The organism is Sphingorhabdus pulchriflava (assembly GCF_003367235.1).
Taxonomy (GTDB): Bacteria; Pseudomonadota; Alphaproteobacteria; order Sphingomonadales; family Sphingomonadaceae; genus Sphingorhabdus_B; species Sphingorhabdus_B pulchriflava.
Genome location: NZ_QRGP01000002.1, coordinates 593,088 through 608,362, shown reverse-complemented (window position 1 = coordinate 608,362; position 15,275 = coordinate 593,088). Strand labels below are relative to the sequence as shown.

General features: G+C 57.9%; 15 protein-coding genes. 7 read left to right on the top strand and 8 right to left on the bottom strand.

Features of this window, described 5'->3' with window-relative positions:
- Positions 1–50: 50 nt before the first annotated feature.
- The 6 genes from DXH95_RS13795 to tgt all read right to left on the bottom strand — a co-directional run bounded on the left by DXH95_RS13795 (position 51) and on the right by tgt (position 6,701).
- Positions 51–767 carry a M23 family metallopeptidase gene (locus DXH95_RS13795; protein WP_239016659.1) on the bottom strand — a complete coding sequence of 239 codons (717 nt, stop codon included), beginning with the start codon at positions 765–767 and terminating at the stop codon, positions 51–53.
- 110 nt (positions 768–877) lie between these two features.
- Complete coding sequence (locus tag DXH95_RS13790) at positions 878–1,675, bottom strand: ferritin-like domain-containing protein (RefSeq protein ID WP_115550080.1); 798 nt, start codon at positions 1,673–1,675, stop codon at positions 878–880.
- On the bottom strand, positions 1,666–2,412 hold the full coding sequence (locus DXH95_RS13785) for a sulfite exporter TauE/SafE family protein (RefSeq protein WP_115550079.1): 747 nt from the start codon (positions 2,410–2,412) through the stop codon (positions 1,666–1,668). The genes DXH95_RS13790 and DXH95_RS13785 overlap by 10 nt, the downstream gene beginning before the upstream one ends.
- Complete coding sequence (locus DXH95_RS13780) at positions 2,412–2,873, bottom strand: peroxiredoxin (protein ID WP_115550078.1); 462 nt, start codon at positions 2,871–2,873, stop codon at positions 2,412–2,414. Before DXH95_RS13780 ends, DXH95_RS13785 begins: the two co-directional genes overlap by 1 nt.
- Entirely contained in the window at positions 2,866–5,577 is a 2,712-nt protein-coding gene (locus DXH95_RS13775) for a bifunctional [glutamine synthetase] adenylyltransferase/[glutamine synthetase]-adenylyl-L-tyrosine phosphorylase (RefSeq protein WP_115550077.1), read from the bottom strand. The genes DXH95_RS13780 and DXH95_RS13775 overlap by 8 nt, the downstream gene beginning before the upstream one ends.
- Positions 5,574–6,701 (bottom strand): tRNA guanosine(34) transglycosylase Tgt, encoded by a 1,128-nt coding sequence (tgt, locus tag DXH95_RS13770; RefSeq protein ID WP_115550076.1) that lies wholly within the window; start codon positions 6,699–6,701, stop codon positions 5,574–5,576. Before tgt ends, DXH95_RS13775 begins: the two co-directional genes overlap by 4 nt.
- Between tgt and DXH95_RS16355 the strand changes: the two genes are divergently transcribed.
- The 7 genes from DXH95_RS16355 to DXH95_RS13730 all read left to right on the top strand — a co-directional run bounded on the left by DXH95_RS16355 (position 6,700) and on the right by DXH95_RS13730 (position 14,581).
- Positions 6,700–7,077: a BufA1 family periplasmic bufferin-type metallophore gene (locus DXH95_RS16355; RefSeq protein WP_338061713.1), complete on the top strand. Its 378-nt coding sequence runs from the start codon at positions 6,700–6,702 to the stop codon at positions 7,075–7,077. The two genes, tgt and DXH95_RS16355, sit on opposite strands and share 2 nt — an antisense overlap.
- Before the next feature lie 2 nt (positions 7,078–7,079).
- Complete coding sequence (gene prmC, locus DXH95_RS13760) at positions 7,080–7,925, top strand: peptide chain release factor N(5)-glutamine methyltransferase (RefSeq protein ID WP_420822295.1); 846 nt, start codon at positions 7,080–7,082, stop codon at positions 7,923–7,925.
- Between the two features lie 191 nt (positions 7,926–8,116).
- Positions 8,117–8,806 (top strand): DUF4167 domain-containing protein, encoded by a 690-nt coding sequence (locus DXH95_RS13755; protein ID WP_115550074.1) that lies wholly within the window; start codon positions 8,117–8,119, stop codon positions 8,804–8,806.
- A gap of 101 nt (positions 8,807–8,907) precedes the next feature.
- Entirely contained in the window at positions 8,908–10,317 is a 1,410-nt protein-coding gene (locus DXH95_RS13750; protein ID WP_115550073.1) for a DUF4139 domain-containing protein, read from the top strand.
- Between the two features lie 16 nt (positions 10,318–10,333).
- A complete protein-coding gene (locus DXH95_RS13745) occupies positions 10,334–11,881 on the top strand; it encodes a DUF4139 domain-containing protein (protein ID WP_239016658.1) in 1,548 nt (515 codons plus the stop codon).
- Positions 11,878–13,485: a DUF4139 domain-containing protein gene (locus tag DXH95_RS13740; protein ID WP_239016657.1), complete on the top strand. Its 1,608-nt coding sequence runs from the start codon at positions 11,878–11,880 to the stop codon at positions 13,483–13,485. The genes DXH95_RS13745 and DXH95_RS13740 overlap by 4 nt, the downstream gene beginning before the upstream one ends.
- 265 nt (positions 13,486–13,750) lie before the next feature.
- Positions 13,751–14,581: a LytTR family DNA-binding domain-containing protein gene (locus DXH95_RS13730; protein ID WP_115550071.1), complete on the top strand. Its 831-nt coding sequence runs from the start codon at positions 13,751–13,753 to the stop codon at positions 14,579–14,581.
- A gap of 3 nt (positions 14,582–14,584) precedes the next feature.
- On the opposite strand, the gene DXH95_RS13725 is transcribed toward DXH95_RS13730, so the two are convergent.
- On the bottom strand, positions 14,585–14,974 hold the full coding sequence (locus tag DXH95_RS13725) for an acyl-CoA thioesterase (RefSeq protein WP_115550070.1): 390 nt from the start codon (positions 14,972–14,974) through the stop codon (positions 14,585–14,587).
- Entirely contained in the window at positions 14,971–15,270 is a 300-nt protein-coding gene (locus DXH95_RS13720) for a hypothetical protein (RefSeq protein WP_115550069.1), read from the bottom strand. The genes DXH95_RS13725 and DXH95_RS13720 overlap by 4 nt, the downstream gene beginning before the upstream one ends.
- Positions 15,271–15,275 lie beyond the last annotated feature (5 nt).

The following is a 15,275-nucleotide window of genomic DNA, read 5'->3' as shown; positions in this document are numbered from 1 at the left end:
GCCCCAGATTACACCCTCTCCCAAAGGTGATGCGTTTACGGCCGAAGTGCTTACTCAGCAGGACCGCCTAAAGATTTGCTATCAGCATCTTTCGCCGCAATCAAGATATTTGACACTTTTGTTGCAGGTTCGAGGAAGCTGGTCGGATTCACCGGCTCGCCAGCGATGCGGACTTCATAATGCAGATGGCTGCCGGTCGAACGGCCGGTCGAACCCATGAAACCAATAATGTCACCTTTGCGGACGCGCTGGCCCGAATAGACATTCATTGCAGAAAGATGGCCATAACGGGTCTGGATGGCATTGCCATGTTCGACTTCGACATATTTGCCATAGCCGGAAACCCATTGTGCGCGACCGATGACGCCATCGGCGGTTGCGTAGATCGGCGTACCGATCGGGCCTGCAATGTCGAGGCCCTTGTGATTCTTGCGGCGACCCTGGAACGGATCAGTGCGATAGCCATATTGGCTGGTCATGCGCATCGATTCGACGGGATTGATCGAAGGAACGGCAACCTGCGACTTGCGGGCAGTTCCATTCACCTGGCCCCAGCCATCGTGAAGAGCGCGAAATTCGGGATCAGAAACGCCGAGTGCAGTCTTGTTCGAAGCGACATCTTCCGGCTTGACGCGGAAGGCATCCGATGCAGCTGCGGCGGAATTGGCAAGTGCAGGTGTAGCAACCGAAGCCGAAGCGACGAGGCTAGCTGCAAGTAACACTTTTCCCATCAGTGATTGGCCCGAAGCCAAAACGCTGTGTACCATGTGTTTTTACGACCCTTTTGTTGCAACCCGGATTTTTACCCGGAATTGATCCCCAAAATTGCGGCAATTATTTGCCTACCCCTTATGTGCCATTGGGTCTGGCGGGGCCGTCAGGACAATGCAACCTGCATGTAATAATCCCGCGTTAAACCGGCCTTCGAACGCGCCGAGTCGTTGAACGGAGGCTTAACGGCCCCTCGGAAGTGGCGGTTTACCAGCACTTTCCAGTAATACTTTGGTAATAGTTCGGCATCGCGACAGCCCGATTCAAACCATTTCGTCCCTGCCGAAACATGGCGGATTTCGTCGGTAAAAATGCGCTGGAGGATGCGTGCCGAGGCCGAATCGCCCTGCGCCTCGAATCGCTCCACCGTCGCTGGCGTGACATCGAGGCCACGGGCTTCGAGCACCATCGGGACGATTGCCAAGCGCGCCAGCGCATCGTCGCGTGTAGTATAAGCCGCCTCCCACAGGCCATCATGTGCGGGCATCGCGCCATAGTGACTGCCCAACTGTTTGAGCCTTCGGTCGAGCAATGCAAAGTGCATCGCCTCATCGGCGCCAACGCGGAGCCAGTCATCGGCAAAATCGCGCGAGAATTGCTCGCCGAACCGCCCCACCAAATCGAACGCGAGGTCAATCGCGACAAATTCGATATGCGCCAGCGCATGCAACATGGCGATCCGCGCCCGATCGGATCCGGCCTTGCGGCGCTTTGGCATGAACCGCGGGGCCAGCAGTTCGGGATGATCGGGCCGAGCCGGATGGTCTGGCATTTGGGTGTCGAAACTATGTTCTAGCCGACCCAGCCGCCAGTCGCGCGCAACCGCCCGCGCCTGCATCAGCTTTGCCTTCGGGTCAGCGGTTTCAAGCACCGATTTGCACGCTTCACCCAGCGTCAAAACCATAAATTCCAAGCCTTCCAGAGATAGAAGACGCCAATGGCAGTGACGATCCATGCCGTCCAGCGCTTGAAATTGGCGTCACTCAACCGATCGAGCACCCAACCGCCAGCGGTTGTGCCCAGCATGGATGCAGGGATCGCCAAAGCAAACACCCACCAAGGCGGTACGCCGCTGCTGCCGACAGCCAGCAATGGTGTGCCATAGACTATGATCTTCGCCAGATGACTGAACACTTGCGTTGCCGCTTTGGTCGCGACGATCTGGTGGCGGTTCAACTCGGTTCGCACAAAAAAGATGTCGAGCAACGGCCCAGCCACGCCCGCGCTCAGGTTCAATGCGGTCACCAGAAATCCGGATGTCAGCGCATGCGGCGTTCTGGAAGCATCAAGCTGCAACCAGCTTTTGGGCAGCCACACCAGCATAGGGACGAGCCCCAGCAACAGAAACAAGACAGGCTTTGAAGGCATGAAGCCGATGGCCAGCACCACACCCGCAGCAACCGCGGACGCCAGCGCATAGTTCCATAGGATTGGCCAGGCGATGTGCTGGCGGTGCAGCACCGCGCGCCAGCCATTGGCGACAAGCTGCAGCAATCCGTGGGTCACGAATGCCGCCGACACTGGCAAGGCAAACGCCAGCGCGCCCATTAGCACCAGCCCGCCAGCCATCCCGAAAATCCCCGACAGCAGGGCTGTCAGGAAAGCTGTGAAGACGAGGAAAGCGGCGGTAGCGGACGACATCAAGCGAGGGCTTTGGTAGCCTCCAGCACCTCCGCCGCGTGCCCCTTGACCTTCACATTGTGCCAGACGCGCGCGACCTTGCCGTCCTTACCTATCAGGAAGGTGCAACGTTCGATGCCCATATATTTTTTGCCGTACATCGACTTTTCGACCCATGCACCCATCTGCTCGGTCGCATCGCTTTCTTCGTCGGACAGCAACGTCACTTTCAGACCATATTTGTCCGCAAATTTCGCGAGTTTCGCGGGCTTGTCCTTCGACATGCCATAAACAGTTGCGCCAGCCTTGGCGAAGTCGGCGTGCAACTCCGTAAAGTCTTTCGCCTCGTTGGTGCATCCCGGCGTATCCGCCTTCGGATAGAAATAGAGCACAAGCGGTCCCTTGATCGCGCCTAGCGCGACATCATTACCAGCGCTGTCTTTCACGGTGACGGCGGGGAGGGTGTCGTTGACATCAGTCATTTTTCTTCTCCTTATATTCCAATTTCAGTCGTGAAGCGATGCCCTGCCATTCGGCGGAAATGATGCCCCGCGCAGCGTTGACTGCCAGTATAACATCATCCCACTTGGCGAAGCCCAGCGCCTTCGCAACTACGGCTTGCGCAGGCTCGGGCGGAACCTCGCAATCGGGCGCGACCAGCCGCAGCATAACGAGCAGCCGCGTCAGTAACGCCTGCGAAGGCGCAAATCCTTCCGGCAAAAGCCCCGTAGCGATCAACGCATCGGCGGCGCGATCAAGCTGCGGATGAAGGCCCTGCCCGAACCGCAGTTGGAGCGCATGAATAACAAATTCCGCATCGACCAAGCCACCCGGCAGCAACTTTACGTCCAGTGCGCCCTTGGGCGGCTTGTGTGTCGCCATATCGGTGCGCATTTTGATGATGTCGCCTGCCAACTTGCTCGCATCGCGCGGCATGGCGAGCGTTTCCGCAATGATGGCTTCCAGCTGCGTTCGCGCCTCGGCGGAACCATAAACGGGACGGGCACGGGTCAGCGCCATGTGCTCCCATGTCCACGCTTCTTCGCGTTGATATTTGGCGAAGCTTTCAAACGACACGCAAAGTAGCCCCTGCGCCCCTGACGGTCGCAACCTTGTATCGACTTCATAGAGCGCGCCCGATGCCGTCGCGACAGTCAGCGCACCGACCACGCGCTGCGCGAGCCGGTTAAAATATTGCGTGGCGCCCAAAGGCCGAGGGCCATCGGATTCTTCGCCATGGTCGCCGGAAAAAAGCAGGATGAGGTCAAGATCCGAAGCGTGCGTCAGTGCTTCACCGCCGAACCTGCCCAGCGCCAGAATCGCGAGCTCACCACCTGGCACCTTGCCATGTGCACGCTCGAACTCGGCGACAGTTGCCGCAGTGAGTTTCTCGACCGCGATTTCGGCGAGCATCGCATAGGCATGCGATACGGCAAGCGGGTCTTGTTGACCCTCGACCAGCTGGACGCCAAAAGCGAAGCGTTTTTCGCCGACAAAGGCGCGGACGAGATCAAGCAAAGTCTGATAATCGTCATCGACTACCCGCGCTTCCAACTCATCGAGCAGAGCATCGCGACTTTCAGGCAGGCGAAACGCGCTGGTATCGATTAACCCTTCCAGCAACTCGCCGCGTCGCGCCAACGCATCGGCCAGCGTCGGGGCATAGCTCAAAATGTCAGCCAGCAGTTGCAACAACGCCGGGCGGGCATCGAGCAGGTTGAAGAAATTGATCGCGCTCGGCAGCGCTTCGATCACATTGTCGAACCGGGCGAGCGCATTGGAAGGGTCAGGCGCTTTTGCGAGCGCTTCCATGATTTTGGGCAGCACTGTCTCGAACGCCTCGCGCGCTGAGCTGGAGCGGATTGCACGCAACTGCCCGCTGCGCCAGCGCGCCAGCCTTTGAGCGACGGCTGGCGGATCGGCATAGCCCAGCGCCGACAGCTGGTCCTCTAGCGGAAGGCCATCATCGGCGAGCCGTTTTGTATTCTCATCGTCTTCGCCAGCCAGCCCGTCATAGATTGCACCGACGCTGGTAACGATGGGTTCGAGCAAGTCGACCAGTACCGTGCCATTTTCTAGCCCGTGCAACCGAGCCGCGCGATCAAGATCGGCAGGATTTTCCGGCAGGCTGTGTGTTTGCCGGTCGTCGAGCATCTGCAAGCGATGTTCTATTATACGCAGCAATTCATAAGCCGAAGACAGCGTCGCCGCTTCATCCCCCCCGATCCGTTCGCGTTCCGCCAGTCCGGCCAGAGCACTGCGCGTATCCGCCATGCGCAATCCGGGATCGCGACCGCCATGGATTAGCTGGTGTGCTTGCGCGAAAAATTCGCATTCGCGTATCCCTCCCCTACCCCGCTTGAGGTCATAGCCGGGACCAAGCACTTGACCCTTGTGGTAATGATCGCGGATCTGCCCGCTCATCTTGCGGATATTGGCGAGTTGCCCGAAATCGAGGCTACGCCGCCAGACAAATGGCTGGATACTTTTCAGGAAATAGTCACCCAGCGCCTTGTCGCCCGCCGCCGCGCGCGCGCGGATGAACGCTGCCTGCTCCCACGCCAGCGCGCTCGATTCATAATAGCTGATCGCCGCTTCGACCGGGATGGCTATCGGCGTGACTTCAGGTGACGGTCGCAGCCGCATATCGACGCGGAAGACATAGCCGTTCTCATCACGCGCGCCCAGCAATTCGATTATCTTGCGCCCAATGCGCACCGCGCTGTCCGCTACATCCTCGCGCTCGCGATGCGGTAGTGTTTCCGGATCGTAGAGGAAGATAGGATCGATGTCGGAGGAATAGTTCAGCTCCTGCCCGCCATGTTTGCCAAGGCCAATGACGGCAAAACCCTGCGCCGGTGCGTCCGGCACACGCTCGGCAAAGGCAGCGGCGATAGCGGATTCCAGCGCGCTGTCGGCGAAGTCGGAAAGAATGCGCGTGACACGGGCCAGATCCCATATCCCGGCAAGATCAGCAATCGCGGTGACCAACGCTACGCCTTGCCGCCTCTTGCGTAAAGTCGCAGCGGTATCGTTTTCAATCTCGATCGACAGCGCCGCTGCCAATGCGCCTTCAAAATCACCCTTTTCAAGCTGCGCGACCAACTGCGGCTGGCGCTCCATCAGTCCTGCGAGGAACGGACTGTTCGAATTTGCGCGGGATAGGGCGTCGCCGACCTCGATCATTTTTTCAAATAGTCCCGCCTGAAATCCGCCGCAAACGCCGCAAATCGCCCTTCGGCTATCGCGCTGCGCATCCCGGCCATCAGGCTCTGGTAGAAATGCAGATTATGCTGCGTCATCAGCATCGCCCCCAAAATCTCGCCCGAACGGACAAGGTGGTGGAGATAGGCGCGGCTCCATGTCGTGCACACCGGACAGTCGCAGCGTTCATCCAAAGGCCCCTGATCCTCGGCATGCTTGGCGTTACGGATGTTAACCGGCCCGTTCCAGGTGAAAGCCTGCCCGTTACGACCCGATCGCGTCGGCAGCACGCAGTCGAACATGTCGATCCCACGTTCGACCGCACCAACCAGATCATCAGGCTTACCTACGCCCATCAAATAGCGGGGTTTGTCAGCGGGGAGCATGTCGGGCGCATAATCGAGGCAGCCAAACATGGCCTCCTGCCCCTCACCGACAGCCAATCCGCCCACGCCATAGCCATCAAAGCCGATATCGATCAGCGCATCGGCGCTTTCCTTGCGCAGTTGCTCGTCGAGCGAGCCCTGCTGAATGCCGAACAAGGCGGCGCGTTCGGCATGTTCGCCGCCGCTGTCAAAACCGTCACGGCTCCGCTTCGCCCAGCGCATTGAAAGCGCCATCGACTTCGCCGCCTCCTCACGCGACACGCCATTGGCAGGGCATTCGTCGAACGCCATCACGATATCGGACCCGAGCAACCGCTGGATTTCCATTGAGCGTTCGGGCGACAGCATGTGCCGTGAGCCGTCCAGATGGCTCTGGAAGGTCACGCCATCCTCGGTAATTTTGCGCAAGCTTGACAGACTCATCACCTGATAGCCACCACTGTCGGTCAGGATCGGTCGGTCCCAGCCCATGAATTTGTGCAGGCCGCCCAGCCGTGCCATGCGTTCCGCCGTCGGGCGCAGCATCAGGTGGTAGGTGTTACCAAGGATGATGTCCGCACCGGTCGCACGCACCTCGGCTGGACGCATCGCCTTCACCGTCGCTGCGGTGCCGACAGGCATGAAGGCAGGTGTGCGGATTTCGCCGCGCAGCATCTGGATGCTGCCGGTACGGGCTTTTCGGTCGGTTGCGCTAATCTTGAAATCGAATCGGGATTGCATGCGCTTCGCCATAGCTGGCATAATCTTTTCGCGCTATTGGGGGCGCATGGGGCCCGACAAACAACCGGAATTGTTGCACTATGCTGGGCTGCTCGCCGCTGCGGCAAGCCTTTCGGCGTGCGAACGCCCCGCGACCACCGACATCCAATATGACATGAATGGCCGCGGCCTCGTGATGCCCGAGCCGCAGAAAGCCGACCGGGAAAAATGCTATGGTGTCGCACTGGCCCAATATAATGATTGCGCGGCGGGCCCGGGAACCGATTGTGCGGGAACGGCCACCAAAGACTATCTGCCTGAACGCTGGAAATATGTTGCTGTCGGTGAGTGTGAGCGTCTGGGTGGAACCTTGGAGCAAAGGTCGCGCGCCAGATGAGCATCTCGGCCTCTCAACAACTGGTCGCGGCCACGCAGCTGCTGGAAAGAGTGAGCGACACACCCCGGCTCGATGCCGAACTGCTGATGGCGCATGCTTTGGGCCTGAGCCGAAACAACCTTTTGTTGCGCGCACGCGATCTGACCCCTCCAGCTGAATTTGATGCGCTATTGCAACGGAGGCTGGCGCATGAGCCTGTCGCCTATATTCGTGGCTATCAGGAATTCTGGGATCTGACTTTGGCCGTGACGCCCGATGTCCTGATTCCGCGCGGAGATAGCGAGACCTTGATAGAAGCTGCACAAAAGCACTTTGCGGGTTCACCTCTGCCGCTCCGGATACTCGATCTGGGCACGGGTTCGGGCGCGCTACTCCTCGCTTCGTTGTCAATTTTTAAAGAGGCACAGGGCGTCGCCATTGATGCAAGTGCGGCGGCGCTGGCGGTAGCACAGGGCAATGCCGAGCGATTAGGCTTTGCCGGCAGCACCGCCTTTTTTCATAGGGACTGGCGAGATGCAGGCTGGACAGACGATCTCGGGCAATTCGACCTGATCCTGTGCAACCCACCTTATATTGAAACCGACGCCGAGCTGGCACCGCAGGTGCGGGCATATGAACCGGCCTCTGCGCTGTTCGCGGGTGCAAATGGTCTGGATGATTACAAGCTGTTGATTCCGCGAATTCCAGCACTGCTAAAGCCAAGCGGCGTCGCGATATTCGAGATAGGGCTAGGCCAGCATGAAGCGATTACGCGGCTGGCGACGCAGCAAGGTTTCGTCGTTTCGCCACATCGCGATCTGGCCGACATTATACGCGCATTAAGTCTATCTAAACCCCACAGTGGATAAATTTAGCTTGGAATCGCCGGATAGGCGGGCTAGGGCAGCTACAGCTTCACAGCGATGTGGCCGGAAACCGGCCCTTTTTGGGAAGCTGCCCCAACGCATCGACGACATAGAGGGGGACCGCACAGGGCGGTCGCGTTACGGGCACAACACACGGAAATTGGGTTGCTTTATTACAGGACAGGTTCGTCTTTATGAATAATCGGCAGACCAGCCGCCGCCGCGGCCGGAGCAATAATCGCACGCAAAATAATAACCGCAATGGCTACGATCACCAGAATCGTATCGACAATCGCGCGCGCGGAAACGCTGCTCAGATGCTCGAAAAATATAAAAAGCTGGCGCAAGATACCCAATTGAACGGTGATCGTGTGCAAGCGGAATATTATCTGCAATTTGCCGACCATTATTTCCGCGTGCTCGCCGATTTCCGCAGCCGTCAGGACGAAAACCGCCCTCAGCGTAGCGAATGGCGCAATGACGACCGCGAAGGCGGCGATTGGCGCGATGAAGATCGTGACAACGAAGGCAGCGAAAACGAAAGCGAAAATGCCGACGTCGAAGCCGATGTCGATCAAGGCAATGCCGACGAAGACCGTCGCCCGCAGCGCAATGAAAATCGCGACCGGAATCAGCGCAGTGATCGCAACGACCGTAACAACAATCGCAACCGTCGCGATCGCAATGACCGCTATGAACGGAATGACCGCCAACAGCCGCGCGAAACAGAGGTTGTAGAATCCGGCCTCGATCTCGCCGTACTGCCGCCTGCCATTGGCCCCGCCAATGACGAGGACGTATCGGTTGCGGAAGCAAAGCCTGCGCGCAAGCCGCGTGCGCGCAAGCCGAAGGCAACCGAAGACGAAACCGTCGCTGCAGAGTGAGCTAGTCTCGTCGGATGCGAATCGCACCGGTTCATTAAGGCTCTGGTCAGGTTGAGAAAAATAATCCATCCGATAGCGACCACTATCGGGGGAGTTTCATTATGCGTGCAGCCTGGCTTTTGGCATTGGGAGGCGCGATGGCAGCGCCTATATTGGCTCAGGACGCGACAACAGTTGCTGTTCCCGGCGGCGAAACCGCGCAGGGTGACGTCGCGGTCACCATATATCAGAATGGCCAGAGCTTAGTTCAGGACACACGCCGTCTCAACATGCCTGCGGGGCGGTCAAAACAGGAATTCCCCGACGTTTCGGCCCAGATCCGTGCAGAAACCGTCACCCTGACCGGCCCGGGCATCGGGATTGTCGAGCAGAATTTCGACTACGATCTGCTCACCCCCGCCAAACTGATGGAAAAGGCGGTCGGACAGACTGTTACCCTGATCCGCACCAACCCAGCGACCGGTGCCGAAGCGCGCGTTCAGGCTAAAGTACTGGCGGCCAATGGTGGTGTTGTCCTGCAAATCGGCAATACCATCGAAGTGCTGCGCGACGATGGGCTACCCGTCCGCGTTATTTTCGACAAGGTGCCGCCCAATCTGCGCGCCCGCCCGACCCTGTCGGTAACGCTCGAATCCAAAGGCGGTGTGACGCCGACGACGCTGACATATCTTACCCCCGGCCTTGGCTGGACATCCGACTATGTCACGCTGTTCGACGATGCAAAGCAGACAATCGACGTCCAGGGCTGGGTGACACTGACCAACAATACGGGCACGGACTATACCAAAGCCGATGTGCTGCTAGTCGCAGGCAACACCAATGGCGGCGGGGGGCGACGCAATATGACTACCCCGTGGAATGGCTCAACCGGAACCATCGACGAAGCAGGAACCGAGAGCAACGACCGCGAACGGCTGGGCGACTATTATCTCTACCCGCTTGCCGAACGCACGACGATTGCCAATGCGCAGCAAAAACAGGTGAGCTTCCTTGATGTGAAGGCGGCACCCGCACGCAAAGCCTATGAATTCAACAATGGTTGGCTCGCGACCAACGAGGCAGCCAGTGCCTCATCGGTTCTCAAATTTTCAACTTCGCGCGCTGGCGGCTTGGGTGACCAGCTGCCGGCGGGAACGATGCGCGTCTATATGCGCGACAAGCGCGGTGACCCGCAATTTATCGGCGAAAGCCGGATCGAAGCTACCCCGATGGGCAGCGCCATGTCGATCCGTACCGGTGAGGCGTTCGACGTGAAGGTGAAGACCGTTGTCGAGGAGCGCACACGTGTCAATTCCAGCCGCTGGAAAACGAAGATGCGCTATGAATTCACCAATGCGCGCAACGAGGCGATAACAGTCGACCTTGGCCAGTCAGGCCTGTGGGGAGATGTCCGTATCCCCGAGCAAAGTCAGGAAGGGAAACGTGTGTCTGCGGACCGTGTCGAGTGGAGCGTTGCCGTTCCAGCCAATGGCAAGGCGACGCTGACCGCGACTTTCGACAGCCGGTATTGAGGCCGAATTGCGGGCGTTGCTCGCCTTGATTGCATTTGTAGTCGCGACCCCGGTCGCGGCGCAAAGCGTTGTTGTTTCGCCATCGGCAGCGACGATTTCGATGACGGTCTATCGTGATCCGTATCGGGGCGAAGGTTCAATCAACCGCAACTGGCCGGGTGGATATGCACTGATTACCGAAACGCGGACGATCAACATACCGGCGGGAGAATCGGTCATCCGGTTCGAAGGCGTGTCGGAAGGACTGTTTCCTGAAACGGCCATCGTCACCGGCCTGCCGAATGGCGTAAGGGAAAAAAACCGGGATGCGCGATTGCTGTCCGCCGCAGGACTCGTCGACGCCTATCTCAAGCGGCAAGTCACATTGACCCGCACCGACCGGGCGACAGGCAAGGTGCGTGAACAAACTGCACTCGTCACATCGGGTCCTGATGGTGGCGTGATATTGGAAACCGAAGGTGGTGTGGAGGCGCTGCGCTGCACCGGCCTGCCGGAACGTATGCGTTATGGCGGATTGCCAAAGGATTTGTCGGCAAAGCCGACGCTTTCAGTCATCACCAACAGCACCCGTGCAGTAAAAGCTACGGTGACGCTCAGCTACATAGCCGGCGGCTTCGACTGGCAGGCCAACTATGTGCTGAACGCAGGCAAATTTGCCGATGACCACCAGATTGACATGGACGTTTTCGGCTGGCTGACCATCGCCAATGGTGGTGCTCAAAGCTTTCCCGGCACCAATTTGATGGCAGTTGCAGGAAAACCCAATCGTGTCGGCAATGCCGCACTTCCCAAAGCACCCCTACCGCAGTTGGTTCTCAAATGCTGGCCTGCGCAGCGCACGCATGAGGTGCCTTTCACCCTGCCCTATACCGAATATGCCGACGAAGATTTTGCCTATGACGAAGAAATACAGGTTGAGTCGGCGCGGCTATTTGCATTGCCCATGGCCGCCCCTCCACCTCCTCCTGCACCAGTGGCTGCGGTCGTCGCCGAGCAGGAAGATTTGGGTGATCTAAAGCTATACCGCGTCCCCGAACGCGTTGATGTGAACGCCAAGGGGCAAAAGCAGGTTGCAATGATCGTTCAGCCCAAGGCTGGTTTTCGCCGCGTGTACAAGGGACAATCCATCTATAATGGCTGGCACCAGCCGCTGCTAAACCTCAGTCCCGCCCTGGTCGGGGAAAATAAAAAGGAGAAGGGGCTTGGCCTGCCGTTGCCTTCGGGACAAGGCATGGTTTTTGAGAATGCCGACATGGGTAACCAACTCGTCGGTGAAATCACGGTGAAGGATCGCGCTATAGGCGACGATATCGACTGGTTCTTGCCAGCCACTCCTGCTGTCCGCGTCAACACGACGCTTGCGACGCAGACCAAGAAGTCACGCAGCTATAGGCTCGTCCTTTCTAATTCCAATCCCTTTGCGGTGAGCGCAGAGATCAAATTCCCCGATACACTTCGCAACCTGCCCAAAGGAATGCGGCGCGACGATGGTATTCCCACCTGGTTTGTCACAGTCCCGGCCAATGATAGCTCGGATATTACAGTCGAGGTGCCACTCCAGTGATCAAGCGCGGCGCGATTGCCGTTTTGGCGTCATTTGCGCTGCCAGCGCCGATCTTTGCCCAATCGTTGGTTTCATCAAACGGACCCGAGACTGTATCGCTCACCGTTTACCGCGCTCTTGACCGGGGAGAGCAGCCAATCAACAAAAACTGGCCGCAAGGCTATGCGCTGATTACCGAGACTCGAACGGTCGCGATCCCTGCTGGCGAAAGCCTGCTCCGCTTTGAGGGTGTGGCCGAGGGCATGTTTCCCGAAAGCGCAATTGTCACAGGGCTGCCCAAGGGTGTGCGTGAGAAGAACCGCGATGCCCGGCTTCTGTCCCCTTCAGGCCTAGTCGATTCCTATTTGAAGCGACAGGTTTCACTGACCCGCACCGACCGGGCGACCGGAAAGGTTCGCCAGCAGGCGGCCGTGATTACTGCGGGTCCGAATGGCGGAGTGATATTGCAGACGGCGGATGGGTATGAAGCGTTGCGCTGCACGGGTCTGCCCGAACGCATGTCCTATGGCCAACTGCCGCAAGACCTATCGGCCAAGCCCACCCTTTCAGTCATCACGCACAGCGACCAACCGGTCACGGCGAAACTGACCCTCACATACATGGCATCAGGGTTCGACTGGCAGGCCAATTATATTGCCCATGCCAAACCGCTCGACGCCGGCAGTGTGGGCAAGGGGAAGGTCGATGTGTTCGCTTGGTTGACCATAGCCAATGGCGGCAATCAAAGCTTCGTCAACGCCAACAGCATGGCCATTGCCGGGGAGCCCAATCGCGAAAGGCGGGCCGAACAGGCGCGACCAACGGGTAGTGGACTGTCGCTCCGTTGCTGGCCCGCGCAGCGCACGCATCAGGTGCCATTCAGACCAGCCTTCAACCCGGACCAAGATTTCGGAGAGGATAACCGTGGCGGCGTCATGTACGATTCGGCTGTCGCGGTTTCAGCCATTGACGAGGAAAATATAATTGTCTCGGGTTCCCATTTGCGAGCTGTGAAAATGGCACAGCCAAAGGCTGTTATTGTCGCCGAACAGGAAAATCTGGGCGACCTGAAACTCTATCGCATCCCCGAGCCGGTCACCATCAACGCCAAGGGTCAGAAACAGGTCGCGATGATTGTCAAACCGGATGCGGTTTTTGACCGGGTCTATTCCGCCAATGTCGATAATTTCTATGAAGACTATGGTGTCTCGATACCTATGTCGATCCAGCTGCGCAGCGACAACAAGACCGAAAAGGGATTGGGCCTGCCAATGCCATCGGGTCAACTCCTGCTTTTCGAGGACAGCCAATTCGGCCCGCTGCTTGCCGGAGAGTCGGTATTGGCCGATCGCGCCGTTGGCGATGAAATCGATCTGGGGATCGGCTCGTCAAGCGACGTTCGCTATAGCCTCACAACGATCGCCCGCACAAAGGCGCGGCAAAAACTCAAGGTCGTTATCACCAATGCACGCAACGAACCGGTCAATGTCGAAATCGAAATTCCATATGAGTTGAAGGGTAGCCATAAGCATATCCCAAAAATTGACGGCATGCCGACCTGGAAAGCCACTGTGCCCGCCAATGGCGAAGCCAATCTTCATTATGAACTGAAGCTGGAAAACTGAAGCGGACGAAGGCGGCTTCGTCCGCTTCAAAGTCATTCGACTCTCAAATCGAAAAAAGAGGCGCCAAGGTTCAAAGTGAAGCTTCGCGTCGACCTCAAACCTGCCATCGACCATTCGCGTGCGCAATCGCGAATACGCGAAATCCGACCAAGTATTCGCGAATGATGCGTGCAAATTCACGAAACGTCGATTTGTTAGCATTGTATGCCGCGGCTTGTGAGCGGCCGTCGAAGCTGCTAAATTGTGAGTTGAGGGGGCACGCGAAATGACGCTGCACGGATTTCTCGATTATTGGTGCTCATTGCACTGGCGTCACCAGTTGCGGCATTTGGCGCAATATCTGTTGATTGCGATGCTGCTGGGCTTTGTTGCCCCCTTTGGAATGCTGCCCGATCAACCTGTGGTACGGCTCAGCTATTGGTTTGCGATACTTGCCATATTCGGCATGGCGATGATGCCGATGACCGCCAAGATCATCCGGTCGACCGGAGCATTTGACGATTTCAGCCGATGGAGTGGAATCTTCGGATGCGTGCTATTTGCAACCATTCCGATGACTTTCATCGTCCATGCCATTGAGTATTGGGGGTGGTCGATCGCTATCGCCCGGATCGGAGATGCTGCTGCACCGATGCGGCCTTCGCGTGACGCAGCGGGATTAATGGTGCTGTTCACGCAGTTGTTGGCAATCAATCTGCTCGCGATCGGCGTAAACTCCCTCTTCATCATAGCGCTACATGGTTTGCAGCCGGAAACACCCAAAACACCGGCCGCAGGCATTCGCTTTCTGTCCAGACTGCACGATCATCTGGGGACAAAGTTGCTGCATTTGCAGATGGAAGACCATTATTTGCGCGCGACGACTGACAAGGGTGCGGACCTGATCCTTATCCGGTTCCGCGATGCCTTACAGGAGCTTTCGGATTATGATGGGCTGCAGGTCCACCGATCATGGTGGGTAGCGCGTGATGCGGTCGAAAAAGTCAGCCGCACCGGCCGGAAAATCGAACTGCTGATGTCAGATGGGACCCGTGTACCGGTTTCAGCAGCCTATCGAAAGGCTGTAGAAGAGCAAATTCTGGGTAAAGACCACTAAATTCTAGGGCAACGGCCTTGGCTTATGCTGTTCATCCAGCGCGACAAAGGTGAAGAGCCCTTCGGTTACCTTAACCTCCTGTTCGCCCCGGTCACGGGTCGCAATGACTTCAATTTTAATAGCCATTGACGTCCGCCCTTTGCGCTCAAGCGATGCGTAGACCGAAATAATATCGCGGAGCAGGATCGGCGCGATAAACTCCATCTTGTCGATGGCTACGGTGGCACATGGCCCCTCGGCAATTCGTCCGGCTACGATGCCGCCCGCAATGTCCATCTGCGCCAACACCCAGCCGCCGAATATATGTCCATTGGCATTGATGTCTGCAGGACGCGGGACAACGCGCAGGATAGGGTCGTTGCGCGACGGCAGGTTATGAACGGTGCTGGTCATTTACTGTCATCGGCCAGATCTGCAAACGGATCCTCGACCGCCTCGTCATGGCCGGTTCCGCTGGATAGAAACACAAGCCCCATCAAAGCGGCGGTCAGCATTATCGCGCCAATAATCGCGCCCCCGATAGCTATGAAAAAGTGGATAGAGAGCATCCCATAGGTCCACCAGAAGGAGCCAAGCGCTGCAACCGTGACGGTCAGAGTGAACGCGAGCATCCAGCGCATCAACCGCCAATAGCGTGCCCAGGCAAAGGCCGCATATTCGGGATCATCAAGGCGGGAGGGGCGAGTCATTTTAT

Excerpts from the sequence above, each read along its gene's own strand:
- DXH95_RS13775 (WP_115550077.1), bottom strand. The coding sequence starts at position 5,577 with ATGATCGAGGTCGGCGACGCCCTATCCCGCGCAAATTCGAACAGTCCG.
- DXH95_RS13720 (WP_115550069.1), bottom strand. The coding sequence starts at position 15,270 with ATGACTCGCCCCTCCCGCCTTGATGATCCCGAATATGCGGCCTTTGCC.
- DXH95_RS13785 (WP_115550079.1), bottom strand. The coding sequence starts at position 2,412 with ATGTCGTCCGCTACCGCCGCTTTCCTCGTCTTCACAGCTTTCCTGACA.
- DXH95_RS13725 (WP_115550070.1), bottom strand. The coding sequence starts at position 14,974 with ATGACCAGCACCGTTCATAACCTGCCGTCGCGCAACGACCCTATCCTG.
- DXH95_RS13750 (WP_115550073.1), top strand. The coding sequence starts at position 8,908 with ATGCGTGCAGCCTGGCTTTTGGCATTGGGAGGCGCGATGGCAGCGCCT.
- DXH95_RS16355 (WP_338061713.1), top strand. The coding sequence starts at position 6,700 with ATGCGCTTCGCCATAGCTGGCATAATCTTTTCGCGCTATTGGGGGCGC.
- DXH95_RS13730 (WP_115550071.1), top strand. The coding sequence starts at position 13,751 with ATGACGCTGCACGGATTTCTCGATTATTGGTGCTCATTGCACTGGCGT.
- DXH95_RS13780 (WP_115550078.1), bottom strand. The coding sequence starts at position 2,873 with ATGACTGATGTCAACGACACCCTCCCCGCCGTCACCGTGAAAGACAGC.
- DXH95_RS13755 (WP_115550074.1), top strand. The coding sequence starts at position 8,117 with ATGAATAATCGGCAGACCAGCCGCCGCCGCGGCCGGAGCAATAATCGC.
- DXH95_RS13790 (WP_115550080.1), bottom strand. The coding sequence starts at position 1,675 with ATGGTTTTGACGCTGGGTGAAGCGTGCAAATCGGTGCTTGAAACCGCT.
- DXH95_RS13795 (WP_239016659.1), bottom strand. The coding sequence starts at position 767 with ATGGTACACAGCGTTTTGGCTTCGGGCCAATCACTGATGGGAAAAGTG.
- tgt (WP_115550076.1), bottom strand. The coding sequence starts at position 6,701 with ATGCAATCCCGATTCGATTTCAAGATTAGCGCAACCGACCGAAAAGCC.